A 16924-nucleotide genomic window follows, 5' to 3' on the forward strand; every position below is an offset into this window, starting at 1 on the left:
CCCTCGACGAGGAGGACCCGTGGAACAGCGCCACTCCCCGGACGGCCCGCCCCCCGACGAACGCGAACCGATCCGCTCGCCCTGGCTGTTCGCCGTCCTGCTCGTGATCGTGCTCGCCGGGACGCCGGTCTGGTACCCGACCGGTCTGATCGAGCCGCTGGTGTTCGGGGTGCCGCTCTGGTTCGCGATCGCGGTGCTCAGCACCCTGGCGTTCGCCGGGTTCACGTCGTGGATCTGCCTGCGCCGCTGGAACCTCGCCGAGCCTGCCGAGGAGACCGCCGTCGGGAACGGGAACGTCCGATGAACGGCCTGATCTTCGCCGGGCCCAGCGGAGTGGCGATCCTCTGCGCCTTCGCCGTGATCATGCTGGGGATCGGCTGGTACGCCGGTCGCGGCAATGCGGGCGACAGCTCGGCTCGCAACTACTTCACCGCCGGCGGCGGCCTCGGCATGGTGACGCTGTTCTTCACGCTCTACGCCACCCAGTACAGCGGCAACTCCGTCGTCGGCTACCCGCCGCAGGCCTACCGCTCGGGCTTCCTGTGGTGGCAGTCGGTGCCGTTCATGATCGCCGTGATCGCGGTGTACCTGCTGTTCGCACCGCGGCTCTACGTCCTGGCCAAGCGCAAGAGCTTCGTCACCCCGACCGACTTCGTCCGGGACCGGTTCGGCAGCACCAAGCTCTCCGTGCTCAGCATCGCCCTGATGCTGTGGGGGCTGGGCAACTACGTCCTCGAGCAGCTCGTCGCGATGGGGCACGGGATCGCCGGGCTCACCGGGGAGACGATCCCCTACGAGGTCGGCGTCATCGGCTTCATCGTGGTGATGCTGATCTACTCGTGGACCGGCGGCATGCGGGCGGTGGCGATGACCGACGTCCTGCAGGGCGTCGCGATGCTGGTCGGGATCGGCGCGCTGCTGGTCGGCGTGATCTTCCTGAACGGCGGCCTCGGCTCCCTGACGACGTACCTGACCCAGACCTCGCCCGAGCTGGTCGGCGTCCCGGAGACCAGCGACGCGATCAACTGGCTCGCGATGATCGTCATGATCGGGTTCGGCGCCGCCGTGTACCCGCACGCGATCCAGCGCGTCTACTCGGCGCGCAGCGAGCGCACCCTCAAGCGTTCGCTGGCCGTCATGGCCTGGATGCCGCTGGTCACCACGGGCGTGGTGTTCGTGGTCGGCATCGCCGGGCTGCAGCTGTTCCCCGGCCTGGGCACCGAGGAGTCCGAGCAGCTCGTCGGGATGATCGCGAACGAGGTCGCGGCCCAGAACATCGTGTTCTACCTGCTGATGATCCTGCTCTTCGGCGGGATCGTCTGCGCGATCACCTCCACAGCGGACTCTGCGGTGCTCGCGTTCTCCTCGATCGTCGCGGGTGACCTGTACGGCCGCTACGTCGCCCCGGACGCCCCGGACCGGCGCAAGGTGCTGGTCGGCAAGGTGGTCGGCATCGTGATGGTCTTCGGCCTGCTGCTGATCGCCTGGAACCCGCCGGGCACGCTGTTCAGCATCTTCGTGCTGAAGTTCGAGCTGATCGTGCAGCTGGCCCCGGTGTTCATCCTCGGGCTGTACTGGAAGCGGATGGCGGCCGGACCGACGTTCTGGGGGATGCTCATCGGTGCCGTCGTCGCGGGTGGCGCCACCCTGCTCGACGCGGGCCCGTTCTACGGCGTCCCGGCCGGTCTCGTCGGGCTGGCGGCGAACCTCGCGATCTGCGTGATCGGATCGCTCGCGGTGAGCCGCCGGGACGCCGCCGCCGTGCCGGCCGCCCGGGCCTGATCCGGTGGCCGGGCGGGCCGGACGCCCGCACACTGGACGCGTGCTCGACCTCTCCTCCCGGCTCCCGGACGCCGTCACCGACCGGCTCGCGACCCTGCGGTCGCGGGTCGGTTCGGCGGTGTTCTCCCGCGTCGCGGGCGAGGAGGGGTCCGGGCGCCGGACCCGGATCCTGGGCGCGGAGGGACCGCGCTGGTTCGCCGAGGACGCCCCGATCCGCCGGGTGCACGGGGACGCGTCGATGTTCGTCGGCGGGCTGCGCGCATTGCTGCTGCAGTCGCTGCACCCGCTGGCCATGGCCGGCGTCGCCGGGCACTCGGGGTTTCGCGGCGACCCGTGGGGACGGCTGCAACGCACGTCGTACTTCCTGGCCGCGACGACGTTCGGCCCGGCCGAGGAGGCCGAGCGGGTGATCCGGCGGATCCGGCACGCGCACTCCTTCGTGCACGGCACCGCGCCGGACGGGCGCGCGTACTCGGCGTCCGACCCGCACCTGCTGCGCTGGGTGCACATCGCCGAGATCGACAGCTTCCTCGCCGCACACGACCGCTACGGGCACGCACCGCTGGACGATGCCGGGCGGGACGGCTATGTCGCCGACACCGCCCGGGTCGCCCGCGCGCTCGGCGTGCCGGACCCGCCGGAGACCGCCGCCGGGCTCGCCGCGCAGATCGCGGAGTACCGCCCGGAGCTGCGCGGCACCCCGGAGGCCCGCGACGCCGCCCGGTTCCTGCTGCTGGAACCGCCGCTGCCGCTGGCCGCGCGGTTGCCCTACGGCATGCTGGCCGCGGCCTCGGTCGGGCTGCTGCCGCACTGGGCGCGGGTGCCGCTGCGGTTGCCGTGGCTCCCGGTCACCGAGGCCACCGCCGTCCGCGCGGGCGGGACCCTGATCACCGCCGGGATCCGCTGGGTGACCAGCGCACCGGCGGAACCGCCGCCGATGCCTCCGGCGCACCCGTAGCCCGCCCCCGCGGCGGCGGTCACCGGATGCGGGCGTCCGCGGACGGGTTCATCCTGGAACCCTAGGGCCGGTTCCTCCGGGGACCGGTGACGCCGACCGGTGACCGGTGATCGCACAATGGCTGTTGCGCCCGCCCCGACCGTGATCCCCACGCGTGCCCGCCCGGGCAGGGGGTCGCGGTTCACGCACATGCTGCGCACCACCGATCCCAAGGACATCGCGATCCTCTACCTGACCACGGCGTTCGGGTTCTTCCTCGCCGGCGGTGCGATGGCCCTTCTGATGCGGGCCGAGCTCGCCCGCCCGGAGCTGCAGTTCCTCTCGACCGAGCAGTTCAACCAGCTGTTCACCATGCACGGCACGATCATGCTGCTGCTGTACGCGACGCCGATCCTGTTCGGGTTCGCGAACTACATCCTGCCGCTGCAGATCGGCGCCCCGGACGTGGCGTTCCCGCGGCTCAACGCGTTCTCGTACTGGTTGTTCCTGTTCGGCGGGCTGATCGTGCTGGGCGGGTTCCTGACCCCCGGCGGCGCCGCGGACTTCGGCTGGTTCGCCTACACCCCGCTGTCGACGACCCACTCGCCCGGTCCCGGCGGCGACCTGTGGGCGGTCGGGCTGATCGTGTCCGGGCTGGGCACGATCCTGGGCGCGGTCAACATGCTCACCACGATCATCTGCCTGCGCGCCCCCGGCATGACGATGTTCCGGATGCCGATCTTCACCTGGAACATCCTCTTCACCTCGATCCTGATCCTGATCGCGTTCCCGATCCTGACCGCGGCACTGATGGGACTGCTGGCCGACCGCCATCTCGGGGCGCACGTCTACGACCCGCAGAACGGCGGCGTCGTGCTCTGGCAGCACCTGTTCTGGTTCTTCGGGCATCCCGAGGTCTACATCGTCGCGCTGCCGTTCTGGGGCATCGTCACCGAGATCTTCCCGGTGTTCAGCCGCAAGCCGCTGTTCGGCTACAAGGGCCTGATCATCGCCAGCCTCGGGGTCACCGTGCTCTCGGCGGTGGTGTGGGCGCACCACATGTACGCCACCGGTGCGGTGCTGATGGCGTTCTTCTCGCTGACCACGTTCCTGATCGCGGTCCCGACCGGGATCAAGTTCGTGAACTGGATCGGCACCCTGTGGCGGGGCAAGCTGACGTTCGAGACCCCGATGCTGTTCGCGCTGGGGTTCCTGGTGACGTTCCTGTTCGGCGGGCTGACCGGCGTCCTGCTCGCGATGCCGCCGGTGGACTTCCACGTGAGCGACACCTACTTCGTCGTCGCGCACTTCCACTACGTGCTCTTCGGCACGATCGTGTTCTCGGTGTTCGCCGGGGTCTACTTCTGGTTCCCGAAGATGACCGGCCGGATGATGGACGAGCGGCTGGGAAAGATTCACTTCTGGACCACGTTCGTCGGGTTCCACCTGACGTTCCTGGTCCAGCACTGGCTCGGCGACGAGGGGATGCCGCGCCGCTACGCCGACTACCAGGTGAGCGACGGCTTCACCGTGCTGAACACGATCTCCTCGGTCGGCGCGTTCCTGCTCGGGGCCTCCATGCTGCCGTTCCTCTACAACGTGTTCCGCAGCTACCGGTTCGGGCCCCGGGTGACCGTCGACGACCCGTGGGGGTTCGGGAACTCGCTGGAGTGGGCCACCTCGTGCCCGCCCCCGCGGCACAACTTCACCGAGCTGCCCCGGATCCGCTCCGAACGCCCGGCCTTCGAGTTGCACTACCCGCACCTGGTCGAGCGGGCGCGGGCCGAGAGCCACGTCGGGCTGATGTCCCGGCAGAGTCATGCCGCCGCGCAGGACAGCGGCACGCCGCACCGCTCGGACGGCGGCGCCGGGCCGGGCTGATCCGGCGTCGGCTCCCGGCCGGACAGCCCGCCTGACCGTCAGGCCCCGCCGCCCCCGGCACGCTCGATCACCCAGCGCGCCTCGCGGTTCGCGCGGTCGCCCTCGGCGTCGGCCAGCGACTCCGGGATCGGGTCGGTGTCGTGCCCGGCCTCCCACTGCTCCGGGGTGACCGGGGCGGGCATCGTCCGCCAGCGGGCGCGCGGGTCGTCGCCGTCAGCGGGGTCGTCCGTGGCCCGGTCCTGCTCCGTATCGTCCATCTGACGACGGTGCCCGCCCGAGCGGTGGGTTGCAACCCGCAATCACCTGTCCGGGGACAGGTCCCTGACCAGCAAGACGTCGGTGTCGAAGCAGGTCCGGGTGCCGGTGTGGCAGGCCGGGCCCTCCTGGTCGACCGTCACCAGCACGGCGTCGCCGTCGCAGTCCAGCCGTACCTCGTGCACCTGCTGCACGTGCCCGGAGGTGCCACCCTTGACCCAGTACTCCTGCCGGGAACGCGACCAGTAGGTCCCGCGCCCGGTGGTCAGCGTGCGGTGCAACGCCTCGTCGTCCATCCAGCCGACCATCAGCACCTCGCCGGCGCGGGACTGGACGACCGCACAGACCAGCCCGTCGGCGTCCCGCTTCAGCCGGGCCGCGACCGCCGGGTCCAGCGCCGACTCACCGGCCGGGATCCTCGCGTCCACCGTCACCGGACCTCCACCCCGCCGTCCCGCATCGCGTCCTTGACCTCGCCGATCCGCAGCGTCCCGAAGTGGAAGACGCTCGCGGCCAGCACCGCGTCCGCCCCGGCCCGCACGGCCGGGGTGAAGTCATCGACCGTCCCGGCGCCGCCGGAGGCGATCACCGGGACGTCCACGACCTTCCGGACGGCCTCGAGCATCTCCAGGTCGAACCCGGCGCGGGTGCCGTCGGCGTCCATCGAGTTCAGCAGGATCTCGCCGACGCCGAGCTCCTCGCCGCGCCGCGCCCACTCGACGGCGTCCACCCCGGCCGAACGGCGCCCGCCGTGCGTGGTCACCTCGAAACCCGACGGCTGCGGGTGCTCCCCCTCGGGCACCCGGCGGGCATCGACCGACAGCACGATGCACTGCGAGCCGAACCGCCGGGACATCTCGTGCAGCAGCTCCGGCCGGGCGATCGCCGCGGTGTTCACGCTGACCTTGTCGGCCCCCGCGCGCAGCATCAGGTCGACGTCGTCCGCGGTGCGGATGCCACCGCCGACGGTCAGCGGGATGAAGACCTGCTCCGCGGTCCGCCGCACCACGTCGATCATCGTGCCGCGCTCGCTCGACGACGCCGTGACGTCGAGGAAGGTCAGCTCGTCGGCGCCCTCGGCGTCGTAGACCCGGGCCATCTCGACCGGGTCGCCGGCGTCGCGCAGCTCGCGGAAGTTGACGCCCTTCACCACCCGCCCGGCGTCGACGTCCAGGCAGGGGATGACGCGGACCGCGACCCCCACGCCTCAGCCGACCTTCCGGACGGCCTCGAGCGCCTCGGGCAGCGTGAACCTCTGCGCGTAGAGCGCCTTGCCGACGATCGACCCCTCGATGTTGACGCCGGTCGCGGCGACCTCGGCCAACCGGACCAGGTCGGTGACCTCGGAGATCCCGCCGGAGGCGATCACCGGTGCGGTGGTGGCGTTCGCGACGCCGGTCAGCAGGTCCACGTTCGGGCCCTGCAGGGTACCGTCCTTGGAGACGTCGGTGACGACGTAGCGGGCGACGCCGTCGCGGTCCATCCGCTCCAGGGTCTCCCAGAGATCGCCGCCGTCGGTGGTCCAGCCGCGCGCGGCCAGCCGGTGCTCGCCGTCGATGATCTTGACGTCCAGGCCGACCGCGATCCGGTCCCCGTGCTGCGCGACGACCTTCGCGCACCACTGCGGGTTCTCCAGCGCCGCGGTGCCCAGGTTGACCCGGCGGCAGCCGGTGGCCAGCGCCCGCTCCAGCGATGCGTCGTCCCGGATGCCGCCGGACAGCTCGACGGCCACGTCCAGCTTGCCGACGACCTCGGCCAGCAGCTCGGCGTTCGAGCCGCGGCCGAACGCGGCGTCCAGGTCGACCAGGTGGATCCACTCCGCCCCGTCGCGCTGCCAGGTCAGGGCGGCCTCCAGGGGCTCGCCGTAGCCGGTCTCGGTGCCGGCCTCGCCCTGCACCAGCCGGACGGCCTGGCCGTCGGCGACGTCCACCGCGGGAAGCAACGTGAAACTCACCGGTCCAGCCTAGCCAGCGCGGTTCCGCGGCACCGTGGGTGGCTGCGCGGACCCGCTGCGGCCCACGCCGACCGGTTGCCACCCGCTCCCCCGTTGATGATCATCGCCGCGCTTCGTGAGGAAGGGGTATACCCGCGGGCCTGCCCTCCGGCTCGGCGCGCGTGCGCACGCAGGGTGTACGGGTGCTCGACGTACGCCCGTCGCGCGTCAGGTACGCGCCGTCAGGGCGTCCGCGACGTCGTCGTCGGTGTAGCCGTACTGGAGCGCCGCCTCGCGCAGCCGGTTCGCGGCCTCGCGGATCTCGTCGAGGTGTGCCTGGTGGACATCGAAGATCTGATCGATCTTCGCTTGGAAGATCATCTGGGCGTCGAACGAGATCGGATCGTCGCCGCAGCGCTCCATCCGTCGGACCCATTCGGCTTCCCGGAGCACTCGCTGCATCTCCTCTGCCTGGCGGGTGAACAGGGCGCAGGCAGCGACGACGTTGTCGACGTCGATCTGCGTCATCAAGCTGTCCGACGCGCTCCCGCGCGGCATCTCGGCTTCGATCACCAGCGCACGGTAGACGTCGGGGCATCGTGACCGGTGGGGGCTGGAAGATCGGTTCGCAATCGCGAGTCAGCCGACCACGCGGTCGGCGTTCTGTACAGCGTCGGCGGCCACCCGGTCCGCGCGACGGCACACCTCGTCGACCGGATACGCGGCACCATCGGTCTGTTCATCGGTCGTCTGGACCTGAATGCGAATCGTCTGGCCGTCGTTGACGTCGACCAGCACCTGGCAGAGCGGAAAGGTATCGGCTCGCTCGGTCTGTGTCACGGTGCCGAACCCAGCGACCGTGCTGACCCAGGTCCCAGGGTCAGCGACTGCTCGACCGGCGTCCTGTGGAATCAGCTGGATGGTGTAGTTGAACCCGTCCAGCAGATTGCCCCATCCACAGGCACGGGTAGTCATCTCGTCGACCGGCGCAGTACCGGCGACACCCTCGCCGACCTGCAGCTCTCGCTTCAGCTCGGGGCTCAGCGTCGCGCACGGATCCACCCGCTCGATGTCGATGTCGGCGGGACGCGGCGGGAACGGGTCCAGTGGCGCGGCAGGGGCCGGGGTGCACCCGGCGGTCACCGCAGCCGCGAGCGCCAGCACTGTAACGAGGCGACAGATCGGTCGTGACACGAGTCCTCCGGGTGAGCGCCCGCTGAGAGTAGCCACCAGGTCGTCGCCACGGACCGGACTCACACGGGTTTCCTCCGTTCACACGAGATCCGATCCCGTGTGAACGGAGGGAAACCGTGTGGATGGCGTGCCTCCCCGCGCGGCCCGTCTCCGGGAGAGGTTCGCCTGGTACTTCCTGGTCACCGAGCGCGACCCCCGGCTTCCGCGACTGGCCTCCTGAACCAGGGCCGCGCCGAGCGCTTCCACCGCGCCCCCTGACAGCACGCCCCCTGACAGCACGCCGTCGCCACCCGCAGCGCACCGTCACCCCGCGCAGCGTGCGCCGCGACCCGCGCTGCGCACAGCGACGGTGTGCTACCGACGAGACCGGCTCGCCTCCTGGACAGCACCGCGCCCGGGTGGACCGGCCGGCCGGGGTCAGCCGACCGACCGCAGCCAGTTCTCCAGCACGGTCGCCCCGGCGTCACCGGACTTCTCGGGGTGGAACTGGGTCGCCGACAGCGGCCCGTTCTCCACCGCCGCGACGATGTCCTCGCCGTGCCGGGTCCAGGTCACCCTCGGCGGGGTGAGCGCGTGCGACTCGGGCAGCACCCACTTCCGGACGCCGAACGAATGCACGAAGTAGAACCGGGTGTCGGGGCCCAGCCCGGCGAACAGGGTGCTGTCCCCCGGCGCGCTCACCGTGTTCCAGCCCATGTGCGGCAGCACGTCCGCCTGGATCCGTTCGACCACCCCCGGCCACTCGGCGCAGCCCTGGGTGTCCTCGCCGAACTCGACGCCGTGCTCGAACATCACCTGCATGCCGACGCAGATCCCGAGCACCGGGCGTCCACCGGCCAGCCGGCGCCCGATGATCTGCGGGCCGCGCACCCCGCGCAGGCCCTCCATACAGGAGGCGAACGCACCGACGCCGGGGACGACCAGGCCATCGGCCTCGGCGGCGGCGTCGAAGTCCGCGGTGACGGTCACGTCCGCGCCGACGCGTTCCAGGGCGCGTTCCGCGGAACGCAGGTTTCCCGATCCGTAGTCCAGCACGACGATCCGTGGCACGACCCCAGGGTAGTCACCCACGCCGGGCTGCCCGGGCGGTGGTGAGCGCGGCCGTCGTCGCGGCCACCACGAGGCAGCCGGCCGCGGCCGGCGAGGCCCAGCCGGGATCGATCACCGGCAGCACCGGCACCCCGGTCGCCCGGGCCAGCCCGGACGCGACCGCGGCCAGTGGTGGCTCTGGAACGACGACGGCTGCGGCTGGTCGACGACGAGCCGCTGCCCGCCCCACCACGGCCTCCCGGGTCACGGTGGCGGGCACCGTCGACCTGGCGGGCGGTGGGGTTCGCGTTGCTGGCCGCGACCGGGCTGGCCGCGTTGGACGCCGGCATCCTCGGCTTCTCCTTCGTGCTGCCGGTGCTGCTGTTCGCCTCCCCCACCGACGACCCGAAAGTGTGGCCGCTGGTGATCGTCGGTGTGCTGCTGCTCGCCGTGGCACCGTGGACGGTCACCGCCTGGGCCGGGGCCCGGGCGGCGCTGACCCGCACCGTGCTGGGGCCGCGCGGGGTCGAGCTGGGGCCGGGGATCGCCGACGTCGCCACCCGCCGGCTGATCGGCGCGTTCGAGACCGAGCGGTCCCGGATCGAGCGGGACCTGCACGACGGCGCCCAGCAGCGGCTCGTCGCCCTGGGGGTGTCGCTCGGACTGGCCCGGCTCGACGTCCCGGACGGCTCGGCCCTGGCCGTCCGACTCGACGACGTCCGCGACCAGCTCGGCGGCGCGCTCGCCGAGCTGCGCGATCTGGTCCGCGGTCTGGACCCGCGGGCGCTCGCCGACCACGGACTCGCCGCGGCCGTCGAGGACCAGGCGGCGCGCTGCCCGGTGCCGGTCGAGGTGGACCTGCGACTGCCGGACCGCCTCCCCTCGCAGGTCGCGATGACCGCGTACTTCGTGCTCACCGAGGCGCTCACCAACCTCGTCCGGCACAGCGACGCCCGGGCCGCGTCGGTGACCGGGCGCCGGCACGCCGACCAGCTGATCCTCGAGGTCCGCGACGACGGCAAGGGCGGTGCCGATCCCGCCGCCGGATCCGAACTGGCCGGGCTGGCGGAGCGGGTCACGCTGGCCGGCGGCCGGGTGCGGTTGTCCAGCCCGTCCGGCGGGCCGACGCTGCTGCGGGTGGAGCTGCCGTGCGCGTGATCGTCGCCGAGGACGCCGTCCTCATGCGGGAGGGACTGGTCGGGTTGCTGGAGCGATTCTCGCACACCGTCCTCGCCGCAGTCGGGGACGCGTCCGCACTGGTCGGGGCGGTGCGCCGGGAGCGGCCGGACCTGGTGCTGACCGACGTGCGGATGCCGCCCGGGGACGCCGACGACGGCCTGCGCGCCGCCGTCGAGCTGCGCGCGGACGATCCCGCGTTGCCGGTGCTCGTGCTGTCCCAGTACGTCGAGCCGGTCGCCGCCGAGGCGCTGCTCGACACCGGCGACGGTGCCGGGGTCGGCTACCTGCTCAAGGACCGGGTGGCGGACGTGACCGCGTTCGCCACCGCCGCGGAGCGGGTCGCCGGGGGCGGCACCGTGCTCGATCCGGAGGTGGTGCGGCGGCTGGTGCGACGCCGGCGCGACCCCTCGGCCGGCTGTCTCCCCGGGAGCGGGAGGTGCTGGACCTGATGGCCGAGGGCCGGTCGAACGTCGAGATCGCGGGCACGCTCGTGCTGTCCGATGCGGCGGTGAACAAGCACGTCCGGGCGGTGTTCACCAAGCTCGACCTTCCGGTGGAGGTGGCCGGGCACCGGCGGGTGCTGGCCGTGCTGGCCTGGCTGCGGTCGGGGAGATAGCAGCCGTCCCCGTGCGTCACTCCCCCGCGGGCCGCGCCATCGTCAGCTGGTGCATTCGGCGGCCCTCGTACCGGATCCCGGGGACGCGACGAGGACCGCATCTCGAGAGCCCCGCTCCGGCGTGTCGTTCGCGGTGCCCGGGGCGTGCTCGGGTCCCGGCCGGCGCGCCGACCGTCCGCTCACCGCGGCGGTCCTCGCGGACCGCGAAGATGTCAGTCCTCGAATGTATGTTCGAGTCATGCAACCGATGGCGATCCCGGACGGGCTGGCGGACACCCCGCCCGGTCCGGAACTGGGTGCGCTGCTGGCGGCGATCGACCCGGCGCGAGTCGCCAACGGTGCCACCGTGACGGTGTTGCAAGCGTGGCGGCGGCAGCGCTCGCACAGCGATGCGGCGGAGCTGGCGATGCTGGCCGAGGTCGGCCGCTGCGACCCCGTCACCCCGCCGGAGCGGGTGGCCCGGCTGGAGGCCGCGCACCCGAACTGCGGCATCGAGATCGCCGCCGCCCTCACCCTGACCGAACTGTCGGCCTGGCGCGAGCACGCCCTCGCCGACACCGTGGTTCACCGGCTCCCGACCGTGCACGCCGCTCTCGCGGCCGGGCACATCGACCGGGCCAAGGCGATGGTGTTCGCCGACCTGCTCGAACCCCTGACCGACACCCAGAACGCCCGCGTCTGTGCCGCGCTGGTGCCGAAGGCACCCGGGTTGACCACCGGGCAGCTGCGCGCCCGGCTGCGCCGGATGGTGATCGCGATCGATCCCGATGCCGCCCGACGCCGCTACCAGCGGGCGCTGCGTCAGCGACGGGTGATCTGTTACCTCGACCAGGACGGCACAGCCACCCTCTCCGCGACCGGGCTGGACCCGACCGCGGCACAGGCCGCCTGCGAGCGCCTCGACGCCCTCGCTCGCGCCATCCGCGCGGCCGGACACCCGGACCCCCTCCCCGCCGTTCGCGTCGACCTGGCCACCGCCCTGCTCGACGGCAGCCTGCACACCCTCAGCCACGACCAGATCGTCACCGTCATGCTCGCCCGCGCCGCTGAGCCCGACCCCGACGCAGGTACCGACCCCGAGTCCGCGGCCGTCGATCGCAGTAGTGGCGACGACGACGGCACGAGCAACTCCGGCCGCGGCGGCGACGAAGACAACGACAGCGGCGGCGAGGACGACGGCAGCGGCAGCGGCGTCGGCAGCGAGGACGGTCGCAGCGGCGGCAGCAGCGAGAACGGTGGCAGCGGCAGCGGTGGCGACCACCGCAACGACGACGGCAACGGCGACGGTGGCGGTGGCGGTGGCGGTGGGGAGGACGGGGACGGGGGCGGAGACGACGGCAGCCCCCAGGGCGACGGTGGCGATGACGGTCCCCGGGATGACAGCCCCCGCGACGGCGGTACCGGCGGTCCCGGCCGTGGATCGGAGCCGGCCCGGCCGGGTATCGAGATCCGCATCCGCCTGTCGACCCTGCTGGGGCACGACGAGCACCCCGGGGAGGTCCCCGGCCTCGGCCCGATACTCGCCCCCACCGCCCGCGCCGGCATAGCCCGCCATCACCACGCCGAATGGCGCTTCGCGATCACCGACACCGACGGCTACCTCGTCCTCGCCGGCACGACTCGCCGACGCCCACCGGCACCCGCGCAGACCGGACAGGCCGGACCGGCCGGGCGGGAAGGGCACCCGCTGATCCGGCAGGCGCACGGCGGCACCGTCGAACTCCAGATCCCGGCCGCGCTCCTCCGGCAGCTGTCCGCACAGCCACCGCCCGGATGGGAGTCCCTGCTCGCGGACCTGGCTTCCCAGTACGCCCGCCGCTCCGCACCCGGCGCCGCCCTGGACCAGCGCTCCGGCGACCGCTTCCCCTGTCCGGCCCTGCGCCGCCATGTCGAGATGCGCGATCGCACCTGCATCTTCATCGGCTGCCAGCGTCCGGCCCGCAAGTCTCAGCAGGACCACACCCTCGAGCACCAGCACGACGGTCCCACCGTGCGCGCGAATCTGGGACCGCTCTGCGTGCTCCACCACGCGCTCAAGACCACCGGGCTCTGGCGGCTGCAGCAGCCCGCTCCCGGCGTCTTCCGGTGGCGCAGCCCGTTGCACCGGGTCTACGTCACCCGGGGCGAACCCGTCTGCCCTCCGCTGCCCGACCCCGTGCCCGGGGACACGCCCGAGAGCCCCTGGCCGGAGCCGGCGCCACCGAACCGGCTCCAAGACGCGCTCGACGACCTGCCCCTGTGGCCGAGGGTGCCCGTGCCTGCGCCTGTGCCCGCGTCCACCGCCATCACCACCGCCGCCGACCGCGCCCCACCGGCCCGCCCGCCGTTCTGATCCTGCAGGCCCAGGTCCGCCAGGCGCAGGTCCGGCAGAGATCCTGCCGTGCCGTGCCGTGCCGTGCCGCGCACCGGGCCGGCTGTGGCGATCCCGCTCGGCGTCGGTGCCGGGCGGGTGGGCCGGGGGCGCGTCGCTACAGGGCGCCCTTGGTGGAGGGCACCCCGGTGACCCGCGGGTCGTTCTCGGTGGCCGCGCGCAGCGCGCGAGCGATCGCCTTGAACTGCGCCTCGGTGATGTGGTGCGGGTCCCGGCCGTCGACCACCCGCACGTGCAGCGCGAGGTGACCGTGGAAGGCCAGCGACTCGAACACGTGCTTGTTCAGCACCGTCGGGTAGTGCCCGCCGACGACGAAGCCGCGCATCATGTCCGGCTCGCCGGAGCACACCGTGTACGGGCGGCCGGAGACGTCGACGACGGCGTGCGCCAGCGCCTCGTCCATCGGGATCCAGGCGTCACCGAAGCGGCGGATGCCCGTCTTGTCCCCCAGCGCCTGCCGGATCGCCTGGCCGAGCACGATCGCGACGTCCTCGACGGTGTGGTGGGCGTCGATCTCGACGTCGCCCTCGGCGCGCACGGTCAGGTCGAACGAGCCGTGCTTGCCGAAGCTGTCCAGCATGTGGTCGAAGAACGGCACCCGGGTGTCGATCTCGGTGCGTCCGGTGCCGTCGAGGTCGATCTCGACGGTGATCCGGGTCTCCTTGGTGACGCGCTCGACGCGTCCGATCCTGCCGGGCGCCGACGGCTCGTTCGCGGACTCACTCACAGCAGCTCCTTGGTGGCGAGGTCTCCTGCGACCTGCAGGAAGGTGTCGTTCTCCTCGGGCGTGCCGATCGTGACCCGCAGCCGCTCCGGGATGCCGACGTCGCGGATCAGGACGCCGGACTCCAGGAAGCCCTTCCAGGCCCGCCCGGCGTCGGCGAACCGGCCGAACAGCACGAAGTTGGCGTCGCTGGGGACGACGTCGTAGCCGGCCGCGGCCAGCTCCGAGCAGACCCGGTCCCGCTCGGCCGCCAGCAGCGCGACCGATCCGAGCGTGGCGTCGGCGTGCCGCAGCGCCGCCCGCGCGGCGGCCTGGGACAGCACCGACAGGTGGTAGGGCAGCCGGACCAGCTGCAGGGCGTCGACCACTGCGGGGGCGGCGGCCAGGTAGCCGAGCCGGCCACCGGCGAAGGCGAACGCCTTGCTCATCGTCCGGGACACCACGAGCTTGTGTCCGTGGGTGGCCAGCAGCGTCGTCGCGCTCGGCCGGCCGGTGGCCTCGGCGAACTCGGCGTAGGCCTCGTCGACGATCACGATCCCCGGCGCGGCGTCGATCAGCCGGGCCAGGTCGGCCGGGTCGATCGACTGCCCGGTCGGATTGTTCGGGCTGGTCAGGAACGTGATGTCCGGGGACTTCTCGCCCAGCACGGCGACCGCGGCGTCGACGTCGATCGCGAAGTCGTCCCGCCGGGGCACCGGCACCCACTCGGTCTGCGTGCCCGAGGCGATGATCGGGTGCATCGAGTAGCTGGGCACGAACCCGAGCGCCGTGCGGCCGGGACCGCCGAAGGCCTGCAGCAGCTGCTGCAGGATCTCGTTCGAGCCGTTGGCCGCCCACAGGTTCTCCCGGGTCAGCGCCGCCCCGGTCTGCCGGGACAGGTACCCGGCCAGGTCCGCGCGCAACGCGGCGGAGTCCCGGTCCGGGTAGCGGTGCAGCTCGCGGGCCGCATCCTCGGCCGCCGCGGCGACGTCGGCGACCAGCTCCGGCGGCGGCGGGTACGGGTTCTCGTTCGTGTTGAGCCGCACCGCGACGTCGAGCTGCGGGGCCCCGTAAGGGCTCTTCCCGCGCAGGTCGGCGCGCAGCGGCAGGTCCTCGAGCCGGACCTGGTCTCCCGGGGTCATGCCTCCTCCTCGAGCGAAGCGGAACCGAAGCGGACGTCGCCGTCGAACCGGGCGGTGACGGCCTCGCCGTGCGCGGGCAGGTCCTCGGCGTCCGCCAGCGTGACGACACGGCCGGCGACCTCGCGCAGGGCCGCCTCGGTGTAGTCGACGACGTGCACGCCGCGCAGGAACGTCGAGGTCGACAGGCCGCCGGAGTGCCGCGCGCAACCGCCGGTCGGCAGCACGTGGTTCGACCCGGCGCAGTAGTCGCCCAACGACACCGGCGCGTACGCGCCGACGAAGATCGCTCCGGCGTTGCGGACCCGGGCGGCGTCGGCGGCGGCGTCGGCGGTCTGGATCTCCAGGTGCTCGGCGGCGTAGGCGTCGACGACCGCGATGCCGTCGGCGATCGAGCCGACCAGGATGACGCCGGACTGCGGGCCGGTCAGCGCCGTGCGGACCCGCTCGGTGTGCTTCGTCGCGCCGACCCGCGTCTCCAGCTCGGCCTCGACCCGCTCCACCAGCCCGGCCGACGTCGTGACCAGCACCGACGCCGCGTTCGGGTCGTGCTCGGCCTGCGAGATCAGGTCCGCGGCGACGTGCCCGGCGTCGGCGGTGTCGTCGGCCAGGATCGCGATCTCGGTGGTGCCGGCCTCGGCGTCGATCCCGACCGTGCCGCGCAGCATCCGCTTGGCCGCGGTCACGTAGATGTTGCCCGGGCCGGTGACCATGTCGACCGGCTCCAGCTCCGTGCCGTCGGTGTCCGTCCCGCCGTGGGCGAGCAGCGCGACGCACTGGGCGCCGCCGACCGCCCACACCTCGTCGACGCCGAGCAGCGCCGCCGCGGCCAGGATCGTCGGGTGCGGGCGCCCGCCGAACTCGGCCTGCGCCGGCGAGGCCACGACCAGCGACTCCACCCCCGCCGCCTGCGCCGGGACCACGTTCATGATCACGCTTGACGGGTAGACCGCGAGCCCACCCGGGGCGTAGAGCCCGACCCGGCGCACCGGTACGAACCGCTCGGTCACCGTCCCGCCGGGGACGACGTCCGTCACGACGTCCGCCCGGCGCTGGTCGGCGTGCACGGCACGGGCCCGCTCGATCGAGGTCTCCAGCGCGGTGCGGACCTCCGGGTCCAGGTCGCGCAGCGCGCCGGCCAGCGTCTCGGCCGGGACCCGGACGGTGGCCGGGCGGACCTTGTCGAAGCGCTCGGTCGCCTCCAGCGCGGCGGCGGCGCCCCGTTCCCGGACGCCCTCGACCAGCGGCCGGACGGCGGCCAGCGCGGCATCGACGTCCAGCTCGGCACGCGGCATCATCCCGCGCAGGGTCGCCGGACGCGGGAGCGGTTCCCCGTTCAACGCGTCGGATCGCAGGTCGAGGCGGCGGAGCATGCTTCCCAGGGTACGGCGGCGGACCGACGCGAATTCAGCCCGTCGGTCCGGGCGCGAGCACCGTCACCCCTCGCTCGAGGGCCGAGGCCGGCCGGGGCGCCCGGAGCCGTCCGGGCACGCAGCCGGCGGCGCACGGCCCACAGGTGCCACAGCAACGCCGCGAGGAGCAGGTACCCGGTCCCCCGTGCACCGAGCCCTGGCGAACGACACCCACCCAGCGCTGCACCCCGGGCACCGTGACGGCCGCCATCGCCCCCGGCAGCACCCAGGTGCCGACCATCGTGGTCACGGCGCGCACGGAGCGCACTCGCCTGCGCGGCCGCGCCGCCAGCCCGTCACGCGTCGCCAGGTGCACCAGCACCCACGCCGGCCCTGCGAGGCCGGTGGCGAGAAGCATGCACGGCACGGCCACCGGGAGCCAGGAGGCGACGAACACCGGCGCCGGTCCGCGACACGGCACACGCGTGACACATCGACCTGACAGTGACCGCCCTCGCTGTCGGTGGGGCGTGGCACGCTGCGCAGCGTGCCA

Annotated in this window: 17 protein-coding genes and 1 pseudogene; 7 read left to right on the plus strand and 11 right to left on the minus strand. The window is 72.9% G+C overall.

The window, feature by feature from the left end; genetic code table 11:
* The first annotated feature begins 19 nt into the window (after positions 1-19).
* From ACLFMI_RS25000 to ctaD, 4 genes are all read left to right on the plus strand, one after another.
* Entirely contained in the window at positions 20-304 is a 285-nt protein-coding gene (locus ACLFMI_RS25000) for a hypothetical protein (protein ID WP_410950403.1), read from the plus strand.
* Positions 301-1782, plus strand: coding sequence for a sodium:solute symporter family protein (locus tag ACLFMI_RS25005; RefSeq protein WP_410950404.1), 1482 nt, complete (start codon positions 301-303; stop codon positions 1780-1782). Before ACLFMI_RS25000 ends, ACLFMI_RS25005 begins: the two co-directional genes overlap by 4 nt.
* Positions 1783-1822: 40 nt before the next feature.
* Entirely contained in the window at positions 1823-2740 is a 918-nt protein-coding gene (locus ACLFMI_RS25010) for an oxygenase MpaB family protein (RefSeq protein ID WP_410950405.1), read from the plus strand.
* Positions 2741-2857: 117 nt separating this feature from the next.
* Positions 2858-4600, plus strand: coding sequence for an aa3-type cytochrome oxidase subunit I (ctaD, locus tag ACLFMI_RS25015; protein WP_410950406.1), 1743 nt, complete (start codon positions 2858-2860; stop codon positions 4598-4600).
* 38 nt (positions 4601-4638) lie between these two features.
* On the opposite strand, the gene ACLFMI_RS25020 is transcribed toward ctaD, so the two are convergent.
* The 8 genes from ACLFMI_RS25020 to ACLFMI_RS25055 all read right to left on the minus strand — a co-directional run bounded on the left by ACLFMI_RS25020 (position 4639) and on the right by ACLFMI_RS25055 (position 9291).
* Positions 4639-4857 carry a hypothetical protein gene (locus ACLFMI_RS25020; RefSeq protein WP_410950407.1) on the minus strand — a complete coding sequence of 73 codons (219 nt, stop codon included), beginning with the start codon at positions 4855-4857 and terminating at the stop codon, positions 4639-4641.
* Positions 4858-4899: 42 nt separating this feature from the next.
* Positions 4900-5283 carry a phosphoribosyl-AMP cyclohydrolase gene (gene hisI / locus ACLFMI_RS25025; RefSeq protein ID WP_410950421.1) on the minus strand — a complete coding sequence of 128 codons (384 nt, stop codon included), beginning with the start codon at positions 5281-5283 and terminating at the stop codon, positions 4900-4902.
* A 2-nt stretch (positions 5284-5285) separates the two neighbouring features.
* Positions 5286-6059, minus strand: coding sequence for an imidazole glycerol phosphate synthase subunit HisF (gene hisF / locus ACLFMI_RS25030; RefSeq protein WP_410950408.1), 774 nt, complete (start codon positions 6057-6059; stop codon positions 5286-5288).
* Positions 6060-6062: 3 nt separating this feature from the next.
* On the minus strand, positions 6063-6809 hold the full coding sequence (gene priA, locus ACLFMI_RS25035) for a bifunctional 1-(5-phosphoribosyl)-5-((5-phosphoribosylamino)methylideneamino)imidazole-4-carboxamide isomerase/phosphoribosylanthranilate isomerase PriA (RefSeq protein ID WP_410950409.1): 747 nt from the start codon (positions 6807-6809) through the stop codon (positions 6063-6065).
* 207 nt (positions 6810-7016) lie between these two features.
* Positions 7017-7361: a hypothetical protein gene (locus ACLFMI_RS25040; RefSeq protein WP_410950410.1), complete on the minus strand. Its 345-nt coding sequence runs from the start codon at positions 7359-7361 to the stop codon at positions 7017-7019.
* A gap of 66 nt (positions 7362-7427) precedes the next feature.
* Entirely contained in the window at positions 7428-7952 is a 525-nt protein-coding gene (locus tag ACLFMI_RS25045; RefSeq protein ID WP_410950411.1) for a DUF3558 family protein, read from the minus strand.
* Positions 7953-8399: 447 nt separating this feature from the next.
* Positions 8400-9032 carry an imidazole glycerol phosphate synthase subunit HisH gene (hisH, locus tag ACLFMI_RS25050; protein ID WP_410950412.1) on the minus strand — a complete coding sequence of 211 codons (633 nt, stop codon included), beginning with the start codon at positions 9030-9032 and terminating at the stop codon, positions 8400-8402.
* Between the two features lie 13 nt (positions 9033-9045).
* Entirely contained in the window at positions 9046-9291 is a 246-nt protein-coding gene (locus ACLFMI_RS25055) for a hypothetical protein (protein ID WP_410950422.1), read from the minus strand.
* Here ACLFMI_RS25055 and ACLFMI_RS25060 point away from each other — a divergent pair.
* The 3 genes and pseudogenes from ACLFMI_RS25060 to ACLFMI_RS25070 all read left to right on the plus strand — a co-directional run bounded on the left by ACLFMI_RS25060 (position 9204) and on the right by ACLFMI_RS25070 (position 13138).
* Positions 9204-10169, plus strand: a complete 966-nt coding sequence (locus tag ACLFMI_RS25060; RefSeq protein WP_410950413.1) for a sensor histidine kinase — start codon at positions 9204-9206, stop codon at positions 10167-10169. The genes ACLFMI_RS25055 and ACLFMI_RS25060 overlap by 88 nt on opposite strands.
* A pseudogene (locus tag ACLFMI_RS25065) lies at positions 10160-10806 on the plus strand (response regulator). The gene ACLFMI_RS25060 and the pseudogene ACLFMI_RS25065 overlap by 10 nt, the downstream one beginning before the upstream one ends.
* Before the next feature lie 238 nt (positions 10807-11044).
* Positions 11045-13138, plus strand: coding sequence for a DUF222 domain-containing protein (locus ACLFMI_RS25070; RefSeq protein WP_410950414.1), 2094 nt, complete (start codon positions 11045-11047; stop codon positions 13136-13138).
* Between the two features lie 136 nt (positions 13139-13274).
* Here the strand turns inward: ACLFMI_RS25070 and hisB are convergent, their stop codons facing one another.
* From hisB to hisD, 3 genes are read right to left on the minus strand one after another with little or no spacing between them, the layout of a single operon-like run.
* Complete coding sequence (hisB, locus tag ACLFMI_RS25075; RefSeq protein ID WP_410950415.1) at positions 13275-13904, minus strand: imidazoleglycerol-phosphate dehydratase HisB; 630 nt, start codon at positions 13902-13904, stop codon at positions 13275-13277.
* Entirely contained in the window at positions 13901-15022 is a 1122-nt protein-coding gene (locus ACLFMI_RS25080; protein WP_410950416.1) for a histidinol-phosphate transaminase, read from the minus strand. Before ACLFMI_RS25080 ends, hisB begins: the two co-directional genes overlap by 4 nt.
* Positions 15019-16392, minus strand: a complete 1374-nt coding sequence (gene hisD / locus ACLFMI_RS25085; RefSeq protein WP_410950417.1) for a histidinol dehydrogenase — start codon at positions 16390-16392, stop codon at positions 15019-15021. Before hisD ends, ACLFMI_RS25080 begins: the two co-directional genes overlap by 4 nt.
* Between the last annotated feature and the right edge of the window lie 532 nt (positions 16393-16924).

It is taken from the genome of Pseudonocardia nantongensis (assembly GCF_046546495.1).
Lineage (GTDB): Bacteria > Actinomycetota > Actinomycetes > Mycobacteriales > Pseudonocardiaceae > Pseudonocardia > Pseudonocardia nantongensis.

Bases quoted from the DNA above. Each gene is read 5' to 3' on its own strand.
- hisD (WP_410950417.1), bottom strand. From the start codon at position 16,392: ATGCTCCGCCGCCTCGACCTGCGATCCGACGCGTTGAACGGGGAACCG.
- ACLFMI_RS25070 (WP_410950414.1), top strand. From the start codon at position 11,045: ATGCAACCGATGGCGATCCCGGACGGGCTGGCGGACACCCCGCCCGGT.
- ACLFMI_RS25005 (WP_410950404.1), top strand. From the start codon at position 301: ATGAACGGCCTGATCTTCGCCGGGCCCAGCGGAGTGGCGATCCTCTGC.
- ACLFMI_RS25020 (WP_410950407.1), bottom strand. From the start codon at position 4,857: ATGGACGATACGGAGCAGGACCGGGCCACGGACGACCCCGCTGACGGC.
- ACLFMI_RS25080 (WP_410950416.1), bottom strand. From the start codon at position 15,022: ATGACCCCGGGAGACCAGGTCCGGCTCGAGGACCTGCCGCTGCGCGCC.
- ctaD (WP_410950406.1), top strand. From the start codon at position 2,858: ATGGCTGTTGCGCCCGCCCCGACCGTGATCCCCACGCGTGCCCGCCCG.